This window comes from Gammaproteobacteria bacterium, from assembly GCA_015709695.1.
In the GTDB taxonomy this organism is placed as follows: domain Bacteria; phylum Pseudomonadota; class Gammaproteobacteria; order Steroidobacterales.
Genome location: CP054183.1, coordinates 1,824,516 through 1,840,858, shown reverse-complemented (window position 1 = coordinate 1,840,858; position 16,343 = coordinate 1,824,516). Strand labels below are relative to the sequence as shown.

Below are 16,343 nucleotides of genomic sequence, written 5' to 3'. Positions count from 1 at the left end.
TGCCGGTCGGAGCGGCAAATTCTACGCGAAAGGAAAAGGGGCGCCGTGGCGCCCCTGTTCCGTTGGCTGCTGCTGCCTCGCGGCGGTCAGTACCTGTACTTGAAGGTCAGCATGAACTCCGACGGCGGCAGCGGCGTGCGGATGTTGGTGAAGCCCGGGACATAGATGCCCGACACCATGTCTTCCTCGTCGGTGATGTTGCGGCCCGTCAGCACGACCTGCCAGTGCTGGTCGGGGGCGCCGATGCCGACCTGGCCGTTCAGCCGAGCGTAGCTGTCGATCTTCAGCGAGTTGTCCGCCGTCGTGTAGTAGTCGTCGCTGTAGAAGATGTCGGCGCCGTAGAAGAACTCCACCAGGTCGGAGACGCCCATGGTGTAGACGAAGCCGACCTTGCCCTGCAGCTTGGGGTTGGACGGCAGGTCGTAGTTCTTCTTCGCCTGCGCGGCCGGTGCCAGGTGGTCGTAATCGCCGCTTTCCTGCCAGCCCAGGTGGCCGAAGATGCTCAGCGCATCGCTCGGCGTCCAGTTGGCTTCCAGCTCGATGCCGTAGACGTCGATGTCGCCGACGTTGGCCTGCGGGAAGGCGCCGAAGCGCTGCTCGGTCTGCTGGATGTCGTCGTACATGGCGTAGAAACCGGCCGCATTGAGGCGCAGCTTGCGGTCGAACAGCTCGGTCTTGACGCCTGCTTCGTAGGAATCGACGGTCTCGGAGTCGTACACCACGCCGGCGCAGCTCATGTTGCCCAGGCACAGGGTCTGGTAGCCACCGGCCTGGAAGCCCTGGGCGAAGGTCAGGTAGAGCAGGGTGGTGTCGTTCAGCTGGTAATTGGCGCCGAGCTTGAACGTGGTTTCGTCGAAGGAATCGTCCAGGTGTACCGCATTGGAGCCATCCGGCGCCGCCACGCAGCTCGTACCCGTGCAGACGCTGTCGAGGTCCTTCTCACTGTCGGTGTAGCGCACGCCGGCGACGACGGAGAAGCGGTCCGTGAAATGCCAGGTGCCCTCGGCAAAGGCGGCATAGCTGTCGGTGTCGGACTGCGAGGCTTCGGTGAAGTCGCTGATGGCGAACGGCCCGGCCACGGTCCAGTGGCCGGAGTATTTCTGCTGGCCATCCTCGTTGAGGTAGAAGAGCCCGACCAGCCAGTCGAGGCGCCTGTCGAAGGCCGAGCCGAGCAGCTGCAGCTCCTCGCTCCAGCTGTTCATGCTGGCGTCGGAGGCGATCAGCAGGCCATTGTTGCCGGTCTCGAGGCCCGGCGAGGGCAGCGGGAAGCTGCCGGTGCCGCCGCCGGCCAGGTCGAAGCCGAACTGGTCATCGGTGCTGGTGAGGCCGGTGATGGAGCGCAGCGTCACGCCACCGAAGTCGTAGGACAGGTTGATCGAGCCACCGGCCTGGTCGCTGTTGCCGTAGTTGACGCTGTCCCTGGCGACCAGGGTGTCGTAGAAATGGCCGCCCAGCGGGCCACCGCTGTCCTCGCCCGAGGGCGCGGCCGCCGGCGCCGTGTCCCAGGGCACGCCGTTGTAGCCGTCGTTCTCGAGGTTGGCGCCCCAGGCGCTGACGACGATGTCGAGCCCCTCGGTGCCGTACCAGTGCAGCTTGCCGCGGACCACGAAGTTCTCGTGCTCGCCCGGCTCGTTGCCGGTCACGGGGTTGTCCTGCCAGCCGCGGCCGCGATCCTCGTACACCGCGGAGATGGAGCCGGCCAGCGCGCCGTCCTCGATGGGCCCGCCCACCGACCCGGTCAGCTTCAGGGTGTCGTAGTTGCCGTAGCCGGCCGAGGCATTGAGCCAGGTCTCGTCACCGGGTGTGCGGCTGACGAGCTTGATGGCGCCGGCAATGGTGTTCCTGCCGTAGAGGGTGCCCTGCGGGCCGCGCAGCACCTCGATGCGCTCGAGGTCGGTCAGGTCGAGGTTGGCGCTGCCCAGCCGCCCGAAGTAGACATCGTCGATGTAGATGCCGACCGGGGACTCCGCGGTGTTGAACGCCGGGTTCTGCACGCTGGCGCCGCGGCTGAACACCTGCATGGACTGCGAGCCCGCGGTCACGGTGTAGGTCTGCAGGTTGGGCACATTCTGGCCGATGTCCTTCACGGTATTGATCTGCAGCCGGTCGATGGTACCGCTGTCGAAGGCGCTCACCGCCAGCGGCACCTCCTGCAGGTTCTCGGCGCGACGCTGCGCGGTGACGACGATTTCGTCGACGGCGAACGCCGGGCCGGTGCCGGCTGCGGCCACCATCACTGCTGCCAGCACGGTGACCTGACTGCGGATCTTCATTGGTTCATCCCCCTGAATTGGACAAAGCCGCGACATGCAACTGCGCGGCCGAAGCCGGGCATGGCAGAAATACCACAATCCCTCCGCGCTGGCCGGCGCCGGGATGGTAGCAAATGTTGCAGGGCCGGGCAGCAGCCGGACCAGTCAGTCGACGAGCCCGACGGTGATGGTGCCGTCCGCAGCGATCGGCGAGACGTCGAGCTCCACGCCCATGGTCCGCGCGTAGCCCTGCAGCCGCGGACGGGTCCACTGGTCGTGGATCTCCTGGACGGTGAGGTCGAACTGGCCGATCTTCCGGCACTGCTCCAGGACATGGCCGAAGGGTTCCTTCCAGCTGCGCTGGCGCCCGTCGCCACCGGAGGTCAGCGCCAGGCCATAGTGGCAGGCGGTGCGGTCGAAGAGCGCGACCAGCGCAATCTCGCGGATGCCCGTCTTCTCGATGATCCCCTTCATGCGCAGCGTGACCGGCTCCATGGTCCTGATGTCGTGGGCAACGTATTCGGCGAGCTCACCCCGGTTCTTCGCGAACTGGATGGCCAGCAGGTGCGCCTTCACCAGCGGATCGTTCATCTCGTGGGCGTAGCCGGCATCGTTGTGCAGGACTTTCAGCAGCACGGACAACGAGCGGCCGAGCTCCTCCTCGCGGCCCTCGAAGCCGCTCAGGGTCTTGTATCTGTCCGCCTCGCCGCGCGCCCCCGCCGTGGCATGGATGGCGGGCCTGGTCTGGGTCTGGGCCATGGGACACCTCCTCGTCCCGGCCATGATCTGCGAGACCGGCGACCCGCAGCCAGACCATCCGGCCTTCCAGCCACGCAGTGGTCAGGCAGGCCGTTGCCGGCTTGCAGCCACATGCCGTCCGTGGAAGGATGCGGAGGATATCCACGAGCACCACATCCGCTGCGCAGCGTGTCCGGCACCTGCCGGGCGGCGGCAGGTGCCCCAGTCATCCCGGGGAACGAGCATGGCCAGAAAGAAGGCAGCCACCAGCAAGAATGCATCCGGCGTCACCGCCAGGCAGAACTACGCCGGAGTCTGGGGAAACCGCATCGGCTTCGGCAGGAAGGCGGCGGTGATCGTCATCGACCTGCTCCAGGGCTACACGCTGCCGGGTGCGCCGCTGTACGCGCCGGGTGTCGTCAAGTGCGTGAAGGAAGTGCCCGAGCTGCTGAAATGGGCGCGCAAGAAGAAGGTGCCGGTGATCCACACCCGGGTGCTCTACAACCCGAAGACCTTCGAGGACGGCGGCGTCTGGATCCGCAAGGCGCCGGTGCTCAAGTCGCTCGTTCCTGGCAGCAAGTACGCCGAGTTCTGCCCGCAGGTGAAGCCGCCCAGGGGCGAGACGGTGATCGTCAAGAACTACGCCAGCTGCTTCTTCGGCACCTCGCTGGCCGCGACCCTGACGGCCATGGGCGTGGACACGCTGATCATTGCCGGCTGCACCACGTCGGGATGCATCCGCGCCTCGGCGGTCGATGCGGTCCAGCACGGATTCCGGCCGATCGTGGTGGAGGAGTGCGTGGGCGATCGCCACGAGGATCCGCACAATGCCAATCTTTTCGATATCAACGCGAAGTACGGTGATGTCGTCAGCAAGGCGGAGGCCATCAGGTATCTGAAGTCGCTGCGTTGATGTCGCGGCGGACCCGTAACCACGATCCAGTATCACCGGGAGGTAGAGGCATGGCGAAGAAGCCCGTGAACAGGGTGACTGGCGGAAAGCGCCGCGACGACCTGACCCAGAGCCCGCACTACGACTACGTGCCGATCATCGACCGGCCGAAGCTCAGGATGCCGAAGGGCGCACGGGTCGCGGTCATCCCCTACATCAATATCGAGCACTTCCCCCACGACATCCCGGGCACCGCCATCATCCCGGGCACCCAGCGCTTCAATCCGGACCCGCTGAACTACGGCTGGCGCGACTACGGCAACCGCGTCGGCCTGTGGCGCATGATGGAGCTGATGGACCGCCTCGGCATGCGCGGCACGGTATGCCTGAATTCCGAGATCATCCGCGAGTACCCGCGGATCATGGACGAGGCCATCCGGCGCAACTGGGCCTTCATCGGCCACGGCATCAACAACGCGCCGGCCAATTTTCTCTCGGGGATCGACGAGAAGAAGGAGCGCGCGATCATCGGCGGCGTGCTGAGCGCGATGGAAAAGCGCATCGGCCGCAAGACCAGGGGCTGGCTGTCGCCGTTCCTGACCCACACCAACAACACGCCGCGGATCCTCGCCGAGCTCGGCGTCGAATACCTCTGCGACTACACGGCCGATGACCACCCGTTCCCGCTGAATGTGCCGCGAGGCAGCCTGATCTCCGTGCCCTACACGGTGGAGCTGAACGATATCCCGGCGTTCCAGAACGTCGGCGTCAGTTCCGCGGCGTTCGGCGACGCCATCGTCGACCAGTTCGACGTGCTCTACGATGAGGGTGCGGACAACGCCCGATGCATGCCCATCTGCCTGCATACCTTCTGGGTCGGCCAGCCAAACAAGTTCAAGCACCTGAAGCGCGCCTTTGCCCACATCGCCAGCCATGACCATGTGTGGTTTGCCACGGGTGATGACGTCAACGACTGGTACCGGAAGAACTACCTGCAGGCGCCCCGGACGTGAGATCATTGCCAAGTCCACTGAATCGAGGATGAGCCATGGCTAAACGAGTGCAGGACCTGAAGCCGGCGCGCAAGGCGGACGCGAAGGCCTGGATGAAGGAGAACGTCGCGGAGCAGAAGAAGCGCTACGCGGCCATCGTCAAGGAGCAGGATGAGCTGGGCCCCGAGCGCGAAAAGTGGGTGGCCGGATTCCTGCAGGTCATCCAGACACGCGGCTTCAACGTCACCGGCGACACGCGGCGGATCATCAAGCCCGGCGAAATCCCGAAGAAGCCCAAGGGCATGAAGAAGCACCAGGTGGTTTTCTAGGAGCAGTACCGTGGCACGACCGCATATCGAACCCTACGTCGAACTCGACAACCCCTACAAGACATTCGACCTCGGCGGCTTCAAGGGCAGCCACTACAAGGTACTGTCTCTGGACACCGACACCGGAGCCTGCACGCTGAAGGTGCGCTTCGACGGCGGCTACCGCCGCAAGCCGGGCCTGAGCTACTCCGATATGGAGATCTTCCTGCTGAACGGCTCCATGCAGGTCGGCAAGGAGACCTGGCGTGAAGGCCACTATGCCTTCCTGCCGGCGGGCACGGCCCTGGGCGCCATCCGCGTCTCCCAGGGTGCCGAGGCCCTGGTCATGTACAACGACAGCGAGCCGACCTTCGTGGAATCCGATCGCCATCACCCGCTGGTGCTGGGCGATGCATTCGTTTCCGTCAATTCCTACGAGGACCGGCCCTGGGGTTCCGGCAGCATCGTGGCGCCGTCGGTGGCCACCGGCTGCATGATCAAGCTGCTGCACTTCGACCCGATCACCGAGGCCATCAGTTTCCTCTACTGCATGACGCCGCGCTACGCGCAGGACAACATCTCGTATCACGACTGCGCCGAGGAGTCCTATCACATCTGGGGTACCTCGTGGATGATGCAGTTCGGCGACCTGCCGACCGGTGGTTACTTCTGGCGGCCGCCCTACATCAACCATGGCTCCTTCCGCTGCAAGTACGGCACCCTTGCGTTTGGCCGCACGGACACAGTGCTGTTCAACTATTTCCACTACAACCCGTGGACCAACCCCGACGAGAACAAGCTGCGTGCCGCGGCCTTCCAGTACCGCAAGCGCCCGCAGCTCTTCCAGTGGACGGTCTCCGACGGCCACAACCATCCCCACGGGCCGCCTGACTTCGAGACGCCCGACTACGGCGACGAGGCCCAGGTGCGGCTGCTGCACGGCCAGCCGGTGGGCGGTTCCACGGGCCGCAGGCGCAGCAAGCGCCTCTGAGGCTCCGCGGCCCGGTCGGCCGCAAGGCGACCGGGCCCGTTTTCCCATGGAGTGACGAGGCGTGGCACGCCCGCATATCGAACCCTACGTCGAGCTCGACGACCCCTACCGGAAATTCGACATCGCCGGATTCCGCGGCAGCCTGTACAAGGTGTTGTCGCTGGATCCCGACACCGGCGCCTGCACGCTGAAGGTGCGCTTCAACGGCGGCTATCGCCGCAAGCCCGGTCTGTCCTACTCCGACCTCGAGGTCTTCGTCCTCAACGGCGAGATCCGCGTCGGCCGCGAGCGCTGGGGGGAGGGCCACTACGCCTACGTCCCGGCCGGCGTGGCCCTGCCGGCGCTGTCCGTGCCGCAGGGAGCCGAGGCGCTGGTCATGTTCAACGACAGCGAGCCGAACTTCGAGGAATCCGCCGAGAACCATCCGCGCGCGCTCGCCGAAGGACTGGTGTCGCTCGACGCCTACGAGGACCGGCCGTGGTTCGCGGGTGGCCGCGTGCAGCCCAGCGTCGCCACCGGCTGCCTCAGCAAGGTGCTGCGCATGGATCCGCTGACGGGTGCGTACACCTTCCTCTATTGCATGGTGCCGCGCTTCGAGCAGGACAACATCTCCTACCACGACTGCGCCGAGGAGTCCTACCACATCTGGGGCACGTCCTGGATGATGCAGTTCGGCGAGCTGCCGACGGGCGGCTACTTCTGGCGGCCCGCGTACATCAACCACGGCTCCTTCCGCTGCACCTACGGCACGCTGGCGCTGGGCCGCACCGATTCGCAGCTGCACAACTACTTTCACTTCAACCCCTGGACCAACCCGCAGGAAAACCTGCGCCGGGCCGCGGCCCGGCACTACCGCCAGCGGCCGCAGCTCTACCGCTGGCAGGCGACCGACGGGCACAACCATCCCCATGGTCCAGCGGACTTCGAGGCGCCGGACTACAGCAACGATGCCCATGTCCGCGCCCTGCACGACCGCTAGGCAACTGGCACGCCGGTCCCGGCCTCACCTTCGGCGGTAGCACGCGGCCCGTCGGGGCCGCCCTTGCGGGGGAGAGCCGATGCCGATACTGCTGGCAACCGTCGTCCTTTCCGGGCTCGGCTTCGGCCTGGTGCTGCCGGGCATGCCCTTCGTGGCGGAGAACCTCGGCGCTTCCCCGGCCCTTGCGACCTTCATCCTCGGGCTCTACGCCTGGGGCCAGTTCTTCGCCACCACCCTGTGGGGACGGCTCTCCGACCGCTTCGGCCGCAAGCCCATCCTGGTGATCACCAACGGTGGTGTGGCACTCGCCTACCTGCTGATGGCCCTGGCGCCGAATGTCTGGGTGCTGGCGGCGGCGCGCGCCCTGACCGGCCTCATGGGCGGGCTGGCTCCGGCCATGGCCTATGTGGCCGACGTGACACCGTCCGAGAAGCGTGCCCAGGGCATGGGCTGGGTCGGTGCCGCGACCAGCTTCGGCTTCGTCATCGGCCCGGCCCTGGGTGGCCTGCTCGGCGGAGAAGACGCGGGCTCGGCTTCGCTGCTGATGCCGGGCCTGGCGGCCTTCGGCATCGCGGCCGCTGCGACCCTCGCCACGCTGTTCCTGCTGCCCGAGAGCCTGCCGCCGGAGAAGCGGGTACAGCCTGCCGCCCGCGGTGCCGCGAGCGGCGAGGCCGGTGTGGGACTGAGGCAACTGCTGCACCGGCCGCTGATGGCCCGGTTGCTCGTTCTCGGCTTCGGGGTGTATGTCGCCATGGCGATGTTCGAGACCATCTTCGCGTTCTGGGCCAAGGCGCGCTTCGGCTGGGGGCCGCGCGAAGTCGGCCTGACCTTCACCTATCTCGCCATGGTGGTGGGCCTGATGCAGGGATTCGTCGTCGGCCGCTTCGCACCCCGCCTCGGCGAGGGCCGGCTCGCGATTGCCGGTCTGACCAGCTACGCTCTGGGGCTGCTGGTGATGACACAGGCACCGCGCTGGGAATGGATGATGCTCGGCGTCACGCTGACCGCCGGTGGCGGCGGCACCTTCCTCACCTCGATGTCGAGCTTCGTCTCCAGGCTGGCCGGGGCCGGGGAACGCGGGCTGGTGCTGGGAACCTACCAGTCGGCCAGCTGGGGCGGCCGCTCGGTGGGGCCGGCGCTGTCCGGCGCGATGTTCAACAGCCTGGGAGCGGACAGCCCGCTGCTGGCCGGCGCGCTGGTGATGATGCCGTGCATTGCCCTGCTGGTGACCATCACGAATCGCAGTTGTCGGGACGGGATACGGTCGCCGGGATGAGACGCCGGGTCACCGCGGCTGCCAACAGGAGGACAGCATGCTGATCAATTTCTGGTACCCCATGGCGACGTCGGGGGAGCTTACCGACAAGCCCATGGCGGTGCGTGCCCTGGCGCAGGATTTCGTGGTGTTCCGCGATGCGCAGGGCCGGGCCCACTGCCTCGCCAATACCTGCACGCATCGCGGCGGGGCACTCGCTGGCGGCAAGATCGTCGGTGACAACATCCAGTGTCCGTACCACGGCTGGCAGTTCGCCGGCGACGGCCGCTGCAAGCGCATACCCTCGCTGGGCGTCGATGCCGCCATCCCCGCCCGCACGCGCGTGGATGCGTACCCGGTGGACGAGCGCTACGGCATCGTCTTCGCCTTCCTCGGTGACCTGCCCGCGGACGAACGTCCCCCCATCCTCGCGGTGAGGGAGTGGGACCAGGCCGGCTGGCGCGCCACGCTCCAGCATTTCGGCATCAGGGGCTACTACGAGCGCTCGGTCGAGAACGGCATCGATCCGGCGCACAACGAGTACGTGCACGACACCCATGGGTTCAGCGGCGAACGCGAGCAGGAGTACCGCGTCGGCGACATGCGCATCGAGGAGGCGCCGCCCTGGGGCAGGGGCTTCTGGCACACCTTCAAGGCGCCGCCGCTGCAGGGCGAGCTGAAGCAATACCGCCCTGGCGAGGGCAGCCTCGAGGCCGGCACCGGCTACTTCGGCACCAACCACGTGTGGACGTTCATCCACCCGGCACCCAATTACCTGATCCACCAGTACCTCTACGAGAGGCCCATCGACGAGGAGAGCACGCATCTCTACCTGGTCTGCATGCGCAACTTCGCGCTGGAGGAGAAGAGCGACGCCTACGTCATGGAGCGCAACCTGTACGTGGCGAAGCAGGACATGGCGATCATCGAGAACCTGCACCCGGTGCTGACGCCGGACACCAATACCCGGGAGTTCATGGTGAACTCCGACAAGTGCATCCTCTACTACCGCGAGTCACAGAAGGAGTGGGAGCGCAGGGGCTGGCGCATCGACATGGACGAGGTCAACCGCAACCGCGGCAAGCTGGCCTATGCCATCCCGAGCCCGGCGCGTCGCGAGCAGAAGGGCTGGGTGCTCGATCCGGTGCCGCTGCTCGGGGCTGCCGCGGTGGCCGGTACGGGAGCCGCCGATGACCACGGCCGACGATAGCCGCATCCGGCGCCTCACCGCCTGGTACCAGCCCGTCGTCGACCTCAACACCGGGCGGGTCGCCGGTTTCGAGGTCCTCAGCCGCCTGGTGTCGGCGGACGGCGGCGCGGCGTCCGCCGGCCGGCTCATGGAGGAACTCGAGCGCGAGCCGGAGGCGCAGTACGTGCTGATCCGGCGGCTGCTCTCGGCGGTGCGCAGCGACATCGTGCCGCTGTTCGAGCGCCGCCCCGAGTTCTACGTCAGCGTCAACATCCCGCCGTCAGTACTGGGCACCGGGCGCATCGGCCAGATCGTGCAGGACCTCGGGCTGGAGCCCTGGCTCACGCGGCTGGTCGTGGAGGTGACCGAGCGTCAGGCGCTGAGCGACATCGGCCGCACCGGCATCGACGTCGCGCGCTCGCTGGGCATCGCCGTGGCGCTGGATGATTTCGGCACGGGCCACAGCGGCCTGTCGCAGTTTGTCGGCCTGGACCTGGACATGCTGAAGATCGACCGCAGCCTGCTGCTGCCGATCCTCGAGAACCGGGCCGCCGCGCGCATGCTCCGCGGCATCGTCGGCCTGGCCGCGGCGTTGCGACTGCGCACCGTCGCCGAGGGCGTGGAAAGCTGGGAGCAGGCTTTCTTCCTGCGCGCCGCCGGTGTCGACCAGGGCCAGGGATATTTCTGGAGCAAGGCCGTGCCGGCGCGGGAACTGGAGGCCCTGCTCGACCAGGGCTTCGCCGGAACGTTGCTGCGCCCGCCTTCGCGCTGAGCCGGCCGGCGGGTTGATGCGGCCGGGCCGGCCTGCGGCAAGTTGACGCCGCCGGCACCGGGCGCTCCCGCGGCGGTTAGGATGACGGCAGGACTTCCACCGCCTGAACCAACCGGAGACCGACATGACCGCCTTGCAACGCCTTGCCGCGATCCTCGGGGCCCTGCTGCTCGTCACCGGCGCCGTCCGCGCCGCCGATGCCCCGGCACCCACCATCCTCATCACCGGCGCCAACCGCGGCATCGGCCTGGAGTACGCGCGCCAGTCCGCGGCCCGGGGCTGGAACGTCATCGCCACGGCGCGCCACCCCGCGCAGGCTGCCGACCTCAGGGCGCTGGCCGAGGCCAATCCGCGGGTGGTCATCGAGACACTCGACGTCACCGACTTCGCCCAGGTCGATGCGCTGGCCGCGAAGTACCAGGGCAAGCCGATCGACGTGCTGGTGAACAACGCCGGGATCAGTGGTTCGATGCAGGACCAGAACTTCGGCAAGCATTCCGACTGGGACATGTTCGAGCGCATCCTGCGCACCAACACCATCGCACCGCTGAAGATCGCCGAGGCCTTCCTGCCCAACCTGCTGGCGAGCCAGCAGAAGAAGCTGATCAACATCTCGAGCAGCGAGGGATCGATCGGCAGCGTGACCCATCCGCGGAATTACTTCTACCGCACGAGCAAGGCCGGATTGAACATGGAGATGCGCAACGTCGCGCTGTCGCAGAAGGGCAAGGGCTTGCTGGTGGCCAACATCAATCCTGGAATGGTGGATACGGACATGCTCGCCAGTCTGCCCAAGGCCATGCTGCGCCCGAAGGAGGACGCGGTGAAGGACCTCATGCGCATCAGCGACCAGCTCACCGCCGACAACACCGGCCGCTTCTGGGACTACAGCGGCAAGGAGCTGCCCTGGTAGCGGCCTGCAGTCGCTGCCGGCCAGCCGCGGTGCGCCGTGCCGGCGCCTGAGATCGTGCTGCGCCCCGCGCAGGCAGCGGACGCGCCGGCATTGCATGCGCTGGTTACACAGGCATTCGGCCGCGAGTCCGAGGCGGTGCTGGTCGGGCGCCTGCGGGCCTGGCCCGACACCGTGGTGCTGCTGGCGGAGGCCGATGGCGAGCTCGCCGGCTGCGTGGTGTTCAGCGAGGTCACCCATGCCGGCAGGCAGCGCCTGGCGGGCCTGGGGCCGATGGCCATCGCGCCGTTCTGGCAGGGGCAGGGCATCGGCACGCTGCTGATGCAGCAGGGCCTGGCGGACTGTGCCGGACGCGGCATCGATGCGGTGGTGGTGCTCGGCCACCCCGACTTCTACCGGCGCTTCGGTTTCCGTCCGGCCGCCGAACGCGGCATCCGCTGCAAGTGGGTGGTGCCCGAGGACGCCTTCATGGTGGCGGAGCTGCACCCGGGCGCACTGGCCGGCGTGCGCGGCCAGGTGAGCTACCGGCCCGAGTTCGACGAGGTCTGATCAGCCGGCGAACTGCGCCAGCCCCGCCAGCGAGCGCTGCGTGCCCGTCTCCGCTGTCGCCAGCATCTCGCCGCTCGCCAGGCTGAACTTGCCGAGCTGGCCGGTGAAGAAGTTGCCGATGAGGATGGTGTCCTTCTCGATGGACTTGCCCATGTTCGCCCAGCCGGGACCGGGCAGCGTGTAGCTGCGGATCACCTCGCCGGTCTCGCTGAGCTGGTCGAGGAAGAAGCCTTCCCTGCCCTTGGCGCGGACGTGCAGCAGCCGCCCGTCGGGTGTGTACATGATGGAGATCACCATGGTGCCGCTCTCCGGCGGATAGGTGACGAGGTTCGGCAGCGGCCTGTCGTTGACCAGGTCGTAGACGCGGATGCTGTCGGAGAGCTCCGAGAGGTAGAGCATGGTCTTGCCGTCGGCGCGCAGCGCTGCGCCGGTCAGGCCGAGGAAGCCCGGCATGCCGCCGTGGACGGGCGTGGCGAATTCCCGGAGCAGCTTGCCGTCCTGCGTGAACTGGTAGAGGCGGCCATCGCCGAAGCGGTCGGTGCCCGGCAGTTTCGGCAGCGTCGTGCCCAGCGTGCTGCCGGGGCGCAGGCGCACCGTGTTGCCGACCAGGTGCTCGCCCAGGTAGATGGTGCCATCGGCGGCGAAGTTGATGTTGGAGAACGCGCGGTCCGCGAAGCGGATCCGCGGCAGCTGCCTGCCCTCGGGGCTGACGCGGATGACCGTGAAGCTGTTGCTGTCGAAGGCCCACAGCGTGCGGTCCGGCGCGAAGGCGAGGCCGCCGACGAGGTGCGTGGTGCCCTCGGTCCAGAGCACGCCCTTCTCCCGCAGGTTGCTGTCGTACTGGATGATGCGCCCGTCGCCGGCGTGATCGTCGTCCTTGCGGTTGAGCAGCGTGGAGCCGGCGAAGATGTCACCCCTGGCAAAGGGCTTCATGGTGGAGGCATTGGCCATGTTCTTGTTCTCCGGTGACCGAGGCTGGCCATTCTAGCTGCCGTTGCCCGGCCCGCCTAGGGAACGGGCAATCCTCGCCGCCTGGTGGCACAATTCGCCCATGAGCGATTCAATCTACAACATCAACGTCGTCTCCGAGACGGACCTGCCGCCGCCGGCGGCCATCAAGGCGCAGCTGCCGGCGGCGCGTGCCGCCACGGCAACCGTGGTGCGCAGCCGCCGCGCCCTGCAGAACATCATCGACGGCATCGACCCGCGGCTGTTCGTCGTGGTCGGTCCCTGCTCCATCCATGACATCGGCGCCGCCATGGAGTACGCGGGGCGCCTGAAGCCGCTGGCCGAGGCGGTGCAGGATGCGCTGCTGGTGGTGATGCGCGTGTACTTCGAGAAGCCGCGCACCACGGTGGGCTGGAAGGGCCTGATCAACGATCCCGACATGGATGACACCTTCCACATGGAGAAGGGCATCCGCACCGCGCGCCGTCTGCTGCTCGACCTGGCGGACATGGGGCTGCCCACGGCCACCGAGGCGCTGGACCCGGTGATGCCGCAGTACATGGGCGATCTCATCAGCTGGACGGCGATCGGCGCGCGCACCACGGAATCCCAGACCCACCGCGAGATGGCCAGCGGCCTGTCCACGCCGGTGGGCTTCAAGAACGGCACCGATGGCGGCCTGCAGGTGGCGGTCAACGCGCTGAAGTCCGCACGCCAGCCGCATCATTTCCTCGGCATCAACCAGGACGGGCGCCCGGCGGTGATCCACACCAGGGGCAACGCCTACGGCCACATCGTGCTGCGCGGTGGTGGCGGGCGGCCGAACTACGATTCGGTCTGCATCGCGCTGGCCGAGAGGGCGCTGCAGGGTGCCGGTCTGCCGGCGCGCATCGTCGTCGATTGCAGTCATGGCAATTCCAACAAGGACCCCGCGTTGCAGACGCTGGTGGCGAAGGACTGCGTGGAGCAGGTGGCCAACGGCAACCGTTCCATCATCGGCCTCATGCTCGAGAGCCACCTCAACTGGGGCAACCAGGAAATCCCCGCCCGGCTGGCGGACCTGCGCTACGGCGTGTCGGTGACCGATGCCTGCATCGACTGGGCGGCCACCGAGAAGGCCCTGCAGGACGCTGCCGCGGTGCTGCGGCCGGTGGTGAAGGCGCACAAGAGCGCCTGAGGGAACGCCCCCGGGCTCAGCGCAACACCACCGTGCGCCGCCCGTTGAGGAACACCCGGTGCTCGAGGTGCAGCTTCACGGCGCGGGCCAGGGTGAGGCACTCGACGTCACGGCCCACCGCCACCAGGTCCTCGACCGACTGCTTGTGGTCGACACGCTCCACCGACTGCTCGATGATCGGGCCCTCGTCGAGGTCCGCCGTGACGTAGTGCGCCGTGGCGCCGATCAGCTTCACGCCGCGGGCGTGGGCCTCGAAATAGGGCTTGGCGCCCTTGAATCCCGGCAGGAAGGAGTGGTGGATGTTGATGATCCGGCCGGGGAAGCGCTCGCAGAGGGCGGGGGAGAGCACCTGCATGTAGCGGGCCAGCACGATCAGCTCCGCCTTGGTGTCGTCGATGATCTCCAGCAGGCGCGATTCCGCCTGCGGCTTCGTCTCCGTCGTGAGTGGCACGTGGAAGAAGGGCACGCGGTGCCATTCCGCCAGCGACGCCAGGTCCATGTGATTGGAGACGATGGCCGGGATCTGCATCGCCAGGGCGCCGGTGCGGTAGCGATACAGCAGGTCGTTCAGGCAGTGGTCGTGCCGCGACACCATCACCAGCACCCGTGGCAGCACCTTCAGGTCGTGGACCTGCCATTGCATGCCGAAGCGCTCGGCGATCGGCCGGAAACCCTCGGCGAAGGCCGTGCGCGAGAAGCTGCCGGCGGGCGTGAACCGCGTGCGCATGAAGAAGCGCCGCGTCTGCGGGTCGCCGAAATGCGAGGACTCGTCGATGAAGATGCCCTGGGCGCTGAGGTAGCCGGCCACCGCGGCGACGATGCCGGTGGTGTCCGGGCAGACGATGGTGAGGACGTGCATCGCTCGGGTGGATCCTGTGAACCGGTAGACTGTGGGCCGGCAGCGCATGGTAGCAGGCCCGCGGCGGGCCGGCCGCTGCCACCCCGGACGAACCGCCACCGATGCACCAGTCCTTTCCCGATGACATCGAACGGCTGCGCGGCGTCTTGCCCGGCCTGCGCCAGGTCGAGCTGCTGCTGCCGGACATCAACGGCATCCTGCGCGGCAAGCGCTGCACACTGGCCGAGTTTCGCAGACTGGCCCGGGATGGCCTGCCGTTTCCCGCCACCGGGCTGATCCTCGACAGCCGCGGCATGCTGGTCGGGGGCCTGCCCCACGGCCACGAGGACGGCGATCCGGATTTCCCCTGCCACCCGGTGCCCGGCTCGCTGGTGCCGGTGCCCTGGTCGCGCGCGCCGCTGGCGCAGGCGCTGCTCGGCATGCAGCAGCGCGACGGGGCGGCGCATTTCGCCGACAGCCGCCAGGTGCTGGCACGGGTGGTGGCCCGCTTCGCCGAGCTCGGCCTGACGCCAGTGATCGCCGTGGAGTTCGAGTTCCACCTGCTCGAGGATCCACGTGGCACGGCGCCGCGCCCGCGCCGGGGCCGCGTCCCCGGTACTGTGGCGCCGGCGGTGGGCCCGCGGGCCTACAGTATCGAGGACCTGCACGAGCTCGAAGAGCTGTTCGACGCCATCGCCAGCGCCTGCGAGGCGCAGGGCATCCCGGCCGGCAGCGTGGTCTCCGAGTACGGCGCCGGACAGTTCGAGGTCAACCTGCAGCACGTGGACGATGCCGTGCTCGCCTGCGACCACGCGGTAATGCTGCGCCGGCTGGTGCGCGGCGTGGCCGCGCGCCAGGGGCTCGCCGCCACCTTCATGGCCAAGCCGTTCGCCGGGGCGGACGGTTCCGGCATGCATGTGCACGTCAGCCTGCGGGATGCCGCCGGGCGCAATGTCTTCGCGACGCAGGCGGGCGCTGGCGACGGCTGCGCAGCGCCCCTGCGCCATGCCATCGGTGGCATGCTCGCGGCCCTGCCGGAGTCGCTGGCGGTGTTCTGTCCCAATGCCAATTCCTTCCGGCGCATCCAGCCCGGCTGCTTCGCGCCCGTGGCGGCGGACTGGGCGGCGAATCACCGCGGCGTCGCCATCCGCATCCCGGTGTCCGACGACGCCAACCTGCGCTTCGAGCACCGCGTCGCCGGCGCGGACTGCAACCCCTACCTGGCGGTGGCGGCGCTGCTGGCCGGGGCTCATCACGGGCTGGTGCGGCGGCTCGAGCCGCCGCCGATGGCCGTGGAGGGCACGCCGCCGGGCCGCGCGCTGCCGCTGGCGCGCCGGTGGGAGCCCGCGATCGATGCCTTCGAGGCCGGCGGGATCCTCCCGGGCTACCTCGGCGAGGCGTTCTGCCGGGTCTACGGCGCCGCCCGGCGCTTCGAGGCCGAGGCCTACCATGCGCAGGTGCCCGGGCTCGACTTCGACTGGTACCTGCCCGGCATCTGAGGCCCAGGTCATCGCGGCGCCGCGGAGTTTTCCCCTAGAATACGCGGCCCCCGA

16 protein-coding genes are annotated in these 16,343 nt (G+C 68.0%); 12 read left to right on the top strand and 4 right to left on the bottom strand.

Annotation, left to right across the window (positions count from 1 at the left end):
• Positions 1-86: 86 nt before the first annotated feature.
• Positions 87-2,273, bottom strand: a complete 2,187-nt coding sequence (locus tag HRU81_08625; protein ID QOJ32155.1) for a TonB-dependent receptor — start codon at positions 2,271-2,273, stop codon at positions 87-89.
• Positions 2,274-2,417: 144 nt separating this feature from the next.
• Positions 2,418-3,011, bottom strand: coding sequence for a hypothetical protein (locus tag HRU81_08620; GenBank protein ID QOJ32154.1), 594 nt, complete (start codon positions 3,009-3,011; stop codon positions 2,418-2,420).
• 223 nt (positions 3,012-3,234) lie between these two features.
• Here HRU81_08620 and HRU81_08615 point away from each other — a divergent pair, with 223 nt between their 5' ends.
• The 10 genes from HRU81_08615 (at position 3,235) to HRU81_08570 (ending at position 11,827) form a co-directional block, all read left to right on the top strand.
• Positions 3,235-3,903: an isochorismatase family protein gene (locus HRU81_08615; protein ID QOJ32153.1), complete on the top strand. Its 669-nt coding sequence runs from the start codon at positions 3,235-3,237 to the stop codon at positions 3,901-3,903.
• Between the two features lie 50 nt (positions 3,904-3,953).
• Positions 3,954-4,895 (top strand): polysaccharide deacetylase family protein, encoded by a 942-nt coding sequence (locus HRU81_08610; GenBank protein ID QOJ32152.1) that lies wholly within the window; start codon positions 3,954-3,956, stop codon positions 4,893-4,895.
• A gap of 35 nt (positions 4,896-4,930) precedes the next feature.
• Positions 4,931-5,203, top strand: a complete 273-nt coding sequence (locus HRU81_08605) for a hypothetical protein (protein QOJ32151.1) — start codon at positions 4,931-4,933, stop codon at positions 5,201-5,203.
• 10 nt (positions 5,204-5,213) lie between these two features.
• Positions 5,214-6,173 (top strand): DUF4437 domain-containing protein, encoded by a 960-nt coding sequence (locus tag HRU81_08600; GenBank protein ID QOJ32150.1) that lies wholly within the window; start codon positions 5,214-5,216, stop codon positions 6,171-6,173.
• A 61-nt stretch (positions 6,174-6,234) separates the two neighbouring features.
• Positions 6,235-7,152: a DUF4437 domain-containing protein gene (locus HRU81_08595; protein QOJ32149.1), complete on the top strand. Its 918-nt coding sequence runs from the start codon at positions 6,235-6,237 to the stop codon at positions 7,150-7,152.
• Positions 7,153-7,231: 79 nt separating this feature from the next.
• Positions 7,232-8,428 (top strand): MFS transporter, encoded by a 1,197-nt coding sequence (locus HRU81_08590; GenBank protein QOJ32148.1) that lies wholly within the window; start codon positions 7,232-7,234, stop codon positions 8,426-8,428.
• Between the two features lie 37 nt (positions 8,429-8,465).
• On the top strand, positions 8,466-9,617 hold the full coding sequence (locus HRU81_08585; protein ID QOJ32147.1) for an aromatic ring-hydroxylating dioxygenase subunit alpha: 1,152 nt from the start codon (positions 8,466-8,468) through the stop codon (positions 9,615-9,617).
• Positions 9,598-10,368, top strand: coding sequence for an EAL domain-containing protein (locus HRU81_08580; protein QOJ32146.1), 771 nt, complete (start codon positions 9,598-9,600; stop codon positions 10,366-10,368). The genes HRU81_08585 and HRU81_08580 overlap by 20 nt, the downstream gene beginning before the upstream one ends.
• A 124-nt stretch (positions 10,369-10,492) precedes the next feature.
• Positions 10,493-11,281, top strand: coding sequence for an SDR family oxidoreductase (locus HRU81_08575; protein QOJ32145.1), 789 nt, complete (start codon positions 10,493-10,495; stop codon positions 11,279-11,281).
• Positions 11,282-11,332: 51 nt separating this feature from the next.
• Entirely contained in the window at positions 11,333-11,827 is a 495-nt protein-coding gene (locus tag HRU81_08570) for an N-acetyltransferase (GenBank protein QOJ33350.1), read from the top strand.
• On the opposite strand, the gene HRU81_08565 is transcribed toward HRU81_08570, so the two are convergent.
• Positions 11,828-12,778 carry a WD40 repeat domain-containing protein gene (locus tag HRU81_08565; protein ID QOJ32144.1) on the bottom strand — a complete coding sequence of 317 codons (951 nt, stop codon included), beginning with the start codon at positions 12,776-12,778 and terminating at the stop codon, positions 11,828-11,830.
• A 100-nt stretch (positions 12,779-12,878) separates the two neighbouring features.
• On the opposite strand from HRU81_08565, the gene HRU81_08560 reads away from it, so the two are divergent.
• Positions 12,879-13,952, top strand: a complete 1,074-nt coding sequence (locus HRU81_08560) for a 3-deoxy-7-phosphoheptulonate synthase (GenBank protein ID QOJ32143.1) — start codon at positions 12,879-12,881, stop codon at positions 13,950-13,952.
• Between the two features lie 16 nt (positions 13,953-13,968).
• Here the strand turns inward: HRU81_08560 and purU are convergent, their stop codons facing one another.
• On the bottom strand, positions 13,969-14,859 hold the full coding sequence (purU, locus tag HRU81_08555; protein ID QOJ32142.1) for a formyltetrahydrofolate deformylase: 891 nt from the start codon (positions 14,857-14,859) through the stop codon (positions 13,969-13,971).
• A gap of 53 nt (positions 14,860-14,912) precedes the next feature.
• On the opposite strand from purU, the gene HRU81_08550 reads away from it, so the two are divergent.
• Complete coding sequence (locus HRU81_08550; protein ID QOJ32141.1) at positions 14,913-16,289, top strand: glutamine synthetase; 1,377 nt, start codon at positions 14,913-14,915, stop codon at positions 16,287-16,289.
• Positions 16,290-16,343 lie beyond the last annotated feature (54 nt).